The organism is Streptomyces torulosus, assembly GCF_001419765.1.
Lineage (GTDB): Bacteria > Actinomycetota > Actinomycetes > Streptomycetales > Streptomycetaceae > Streptomyces > Streptomyces torulosus.
Genome location: NZ_LIRK01000809.1, coordinates 1 through 4,983, shown reverse-complemented (window position 1 = coordinate 4,983; position 4,983 = coordinate 1). Strand labels below are relative to the sequence as shown.

Sequence of the window (4,983 nt, the reverse complement as noted above, 5' to 3'; positions counted from 1 at the left end):
CATCGTCATGGAGTACGTCGGCGGGAAGTCGCTGAAGGAGATCGCCAACGGCCGCCGCACCCCGGACGGCCGCCGCGATCCCCTGCCGGTCGAGCAGGCGTGCGCGTACGGCATCGAGGCGCTGGAGGCCCTCGGGCACCTCCACAGCCGCAACCTGCTGTACTGCGACTTCAAGGTCGACAACGCGATCCAGACCGAGGACCAGCTGAAGCTGATCGACATGGGCGCGGTGCGCAGGATGGACGACGACGAGTCGGCCATCTACGGCACGGTCGGCTACCAGGCGCCTGAGGTCGCCGACGTCGGCACGTCCGTCGCGTCCGACCTGTACACGGTCGCCCGGACGCTCGCGGTGCTGACCTTCGACTTCCAGGGCTACACGAACGTCTTCGTGGACTCCCTGCCCGACCCGGACAACATCGAGGTCTTCCGCCAGTACGAGTCCTTCTACCGACTGCTGGTGCGGGCCACCGACCCCGACCCGGCCCGCCGGTTCGCCTCCGCGCAGGAGATGTCGGAGCAGCTCACGGGTGTGCTCCGGGAGGTCGTGTCCCTCCAGACGGGCCGCGCGCGCCCGGCGCTGTCGACGCTCTTCGGTCCGGAAGTGAAGGTCACGGACACGGAGTTGTTCGCGGAGCTGGACGGGGACGTGTCCCGCCTCGGCACCCGCCCGGTGCCGTCGGGGAGGGGCCCCTGGCCGGGCAGGACGACCGCCGGGAACGGAGGCCCGGCCTCCGGTGCCGGAGGATCGGGCCCCGGTGTCGGAGGGGCGGTCCCGGGCGTCGGAGGTTCGGGCCCCGACAGCGGAGGGTCGGGCCCCGGGAACGGCGGGTCGGTTCCCGGTGCGTCCGCGCTGCTCACCGGTGGCGCGGATCCGTCCGCCCCCGCTCGGCTCACCAAGCCCCTGGACACCGCCGCCGCGGCGCTCGCGCTGCCCGTGCCGCGTGTGGACCCGGGGGACCCGAACGCCGGGTTCCTGGCCGGTCTCATCGCGTCCGCGCCCACCGAGCTGATCACGGCGCTGCACGCGGCGCCCACCGGCTCCCTGGAGCTGCGGCTGCGGGAGCTGCGGGCCCGCCTGGAGATGGGCGAGTTCACCATCGCCCTGGCCACGCTGGACGCCCTGGAGCGGGACCACCCCGACGACTGGCGGGTGGTCTGGTACCGGGGCGTGGCCGCGCTCGCCACGGGCGACCACGAGAACGCCGCGCTGTCCTTCGACGCGATCTACGACGCCTTCCCGGGCGAGCCGGCCCCCAAGCTGGCCCTGGGTCTGTGCGCCGAGGTCCTCGGGCAGCTCGACAACGCCGCCGAGTACTACCGGCTGGTGTGGACGACCGACCCCAGCTTCGTCAGCGCCGCGTTCGGGCTCGCCCGGGTGCGGCTGACCGCCGGGGACCGGCAGAACGCGGTACTCGTCCTGGAGTCCGTGCCGGAGGCGTCCATCCACTACACCGCCGCCCGGGTCGCCGCCGTCCGGGCGCGGCTCAGACACCGTACGGAGACGACGCTCGCGTCCGGGGCCGCCCCGGACGCGCCGTTCCTGGACGACCTGACCGCCGCCGCGGGCCAGGTCGAGGCGCTCGGCGGGTACGGTCTGGACGCGGTGCGCCGCGAGCAGTTGTCCACAGAGGTCCTCGGCAGCGCCTTGGACTGGGTACTCTCCGGTAGCCAGGGCGCCGTGGCCCCGGCCGGCGGCGAACGGATGCTGCTCGGCAGCGCATTGGACGAGCGTGGCCTCCGCTTCGGACTGGAGCGGGCGTACCGCACGCTGGCCCGGCTCGCGCAAGGCGGCGAGGAGAGGATCGACCTGGTGGAACGTGCCAACCGTTACCGCCCCCGGACGTGGGTGTAGTTCATGTCGCAGATGCCCCAGCCGACCGCGCTGACGAAGTGCCCGATCTGCGAGTGGCCCCTCGCCTCGGACGACCGCTTCTGCGGTGCGTGCGGCCATGACCTCTCGGCGGTGTCCGCACCGCCGGAGGACCACCCGACCCTGACGATGAACGGGACGGCCGGTGACACGCCGGACGAGGCCGCCTCCGTGGCCTGGCCCGTCGCCTCGGAACCCAGTGCGGACACGCCCCCGCCGGTGGTCCGCCCCACCGACATCCCGGGTACCGACTCCGGCGGCGGCGAACTGTCCGGCCCCGGCCGCGGCGTACGGTTCGACCGGCCCAGCGAGCCCGACGAGTACCCGCTGGCCGCGCCGCAGCCGGCGGACCCGCGCACCGGCGACCTCGCGACCCCACCGGCCGGTACGAAGCTGTGCGTGGCCTGCCGCGCGGGCCAGGTCGACCGGGACGGCTACTGCGAGAACTGCGGTCACGCCCAGCCACGTGAACGCGATCACATGGAGCAGGAGTTGGGCGCGGTCGCCGCGGTCAGCGACCGGGGGTTGCGCCACCACCGCAACGAGGACGCGTTCGCCGTCTCCTCGACCGCGCTGCCCGACGGCTCCCCCGCGGTCGTCGCGATCGTCTGCGACGGCGTGTCCTCCGCGACCCGCCCCGACGACGCCTCGCTCGCCGCAGCCCGCGCCGCGAACGAGACGCTGCTGGAGTCCCTGCCGCGCGGCACCCACCCGCAGCAGGCGATGCACGACGCGATCGTCGCCGCGTCCAACGCGGTGAACGCCCTCGCCGAGGAACCGGAGACGGCCCAGGAGCACGCCCCGCACCAGAACGCGCCGGCGTGCACCATCGTCGGCTCCGTCGTCACCCCGACCCTGCTCGTCGTCGGCTGGGTCGGCGACAGCCGCGCCTACTGGGTGCCGGTTGACCGCGGCGCTCCCTCCGCCCGGCTCACCGAGGACGACTCGTGGGCCGCGCAGATGGTGGCCGCGGGACTGATGAACGAGGCCGAGGCGTACGCCGACGAGCGCGCCCACGCCATCACCGGCTGGCTCGGCGCAGACGCGTACGAACTGGAGCCGCACACCGCTTCCTTCAAGCCGGACCGGCCGGGTGTAGTGGTGGTGTGCACCGACGGACTGTGGAACTACGCGGAGGCCGCCGAGGAGATGGCCGAGGCCGTCCCCCTCGACGCGGCCCAGCGACCGCTGCACTGCGCACAGGTCCTCGTCGGCCGGGCCCTGGACGGCGGTGGCCACGACAACGTAACAGTGGCCGTCCTGCCGTTCCCGGCCCCGCCCCAGGGGGCAGGATCGGCCTGAGGACGCTCGCGGGCGGGGACTCGCGGGCGCCTCGGCGGCCGGACGGGAACGGCCGACGGACCGGAGGGGACCGGTCCGGGCAGAGGCACGCACAGTCATCACCCCACGTGCTGTGGGGCCGCTAGGGGGATCAGAGTAGGCATGGCCAATTTCTCGAAGTCGAACGTGCCGCAGTTCTCGGTGGACGTGTACCAGAACGAGTACCTGCCGGAGGACGGCCGCGAGGTCAACGCGATCGTGACCGTGAGCGCGACGGGCGGCGGCACCGTGGGCAGCGCGGTCACGGCTCCGCACCTGTACTCGCCCGGCCAGGGCCCGTCCGCCGCCGTGGCGATCATGGTCGACTGCTCGGGGTCGATGGACTACCCGCCGACCAAGATGCGCAACGCCCGCGACGCCACGGCCGCCGCGATCGACACCCTGCGCGACGGCGTCCACTTCGCGGTGATCGACGGCACCCATGTGGCCCGCGAGGTCTACCCCGGCGGTGGCCGGCTCGCCGTCGCCGACCCCGCCACCCGGGACCAGGCCAAGCAGGCCCTGCGCAGGCTCAGCGCGGGCGGCGGCACCGCGATCGGCACCTGGCTGAGGCTCGCCGACCGGCTGCTCGCCTCCGCCGACGTCGAGATACGCCACGGCATCCTGCTCACCGACGGGCGCAACGAGCACGAGTCGCCCGAGGACCTGCGGGCCGCGCTGGACGCCTGCGCCGGACGGTTCACCTGTGACGCGCGTGGAGTGGGCACCGACTGGGAGGTCAAGGAGGTCACCGCGATCGCCTCCGCCCTCCTCGGCACCGCCGACATCGTCGCCGACCCGGCCGCCCTGTCCGCCGACTTCACCCAGATCATGGAGGCGACCATGGGCAAGGAGGTCGCGGACGTCGCCCTGCGGCTGTGGACCCCGGTCGGCACGCAGATCAAGTTCGTCAAGCAAGTCGCCCCCACCGTCGTCGATCTCACGGACCGTCGCACGGAGGCGGGCCCGCGCGCCGGCGACTACCCGACCGGCTCCTGGGGGGACGAGTCCCGCGACTACCACGTGTGCGTCGAGGTCCCGCCCGCGTCCCTCGGCCAGGAGATGCTCGCCGCCCGTGTGTCCCTGGTCATCCCGCAGTCCGACGGCAGCGCGCAGAACCTCGGTGCCCAGGGTCTGGTGAAGGCCGTGTGGACCGACGACATGGCCGCGTCCACCTCGATCAACCCTCAGGTCGCCCACTACACGGGTCAGGCCGAACTGGCACAAGTCATCCAACAAGGTCTAGATGCCCGTAAAGCGGGGGATATCGACGGAGCAACGGCCAAGCTGGGGCGGGCCGTCCAGCTGGCGAGTGCGTCGGGGAACGCGGATACTGCGAAACTGCTTGCGAAGGTGGTGGACGTGGTCGACGCGGCGACAGGTACTGTGCGACTGAAGGCGAAGGTCACGGAGGCCGACGAGATGACCCTCGAGACCAGGTCCACAAAGACTGTTCGTGTAAAGAAGTAGAACGAGCAGCAGCAACAGCAGCAGCCGAGAAGTACCGGAAAGACCCAGTAGTACCGCTACGAGAGAGCCTGGCTCCCCCACCGGGGATCCGGACACGCTCGGCCATACCGGCCCGTCGCGGCCACAGGACCCGGCCCGAGTGCCGGAAAGGAGAGGGGGAAGCGCCGACATGCCGACCTGCCCGAACGGACACCAGTCGGGTTCCGACGACTGGTGCGAGGTCTGCGGTCACCGTATGGCCGGTGCCGTACCCCCGCCGCCGCCACCGCCGCCCCCGGGCGCCGGTTACGGATACCCGCCGCCCGGGGGCGGCGGTGGCG

The 4,983-nt window shown here is 72.7% G+C and carries 3 protein-coding genes and 1 pseudogene; all 4 read left to right on the top strand.

Annotation, left to right across the window (positions count from 1 at the left end; all coding sequences use genetic code 11):
- Positions 1-1,855 (top strand): tetratricopeptide repeat protein (locus tag AOK23_RS40485; protein ID WP_055717409.1); only part of this gene is annotated, 1,855 nt, incomplete at its 5' end.
- A gap of 3 nt (positions 1,856-1,858) precedes the next feature.
- Positions 1,859-3,175 (top strand): PP2C family protein-serine/threonine phosphatase, encoded by a 1,317-nt coding sequence (locus AOK23_RS40480; RefSeq protein ID WP_055717408.1) that lies wholly within the window; start codon positions 1,859-1,861, stop codon positions 3,173-3,175.
- 141 nt (positions 3,176-3,316) lie between these two features.
- Positions 3,317-4,663: a vWA domain-containing protein gene (locus tag AOK23_RS40475; protein ID WP_055717407.1), complete on the top strand. Its 1,347-nt coding sequence runs from the start codon at positions 3,317-3,319 to the stop codon at positions 4,661-4,663.
- A 169-nt stretch (positions 4,664-4,832) separates the two neighbouring features.
- Positions 4,833-4,983, top strand: a pseudogene (locus AOK23_RS51025) (FHA domain-containing protein); the annotation flags it as partial.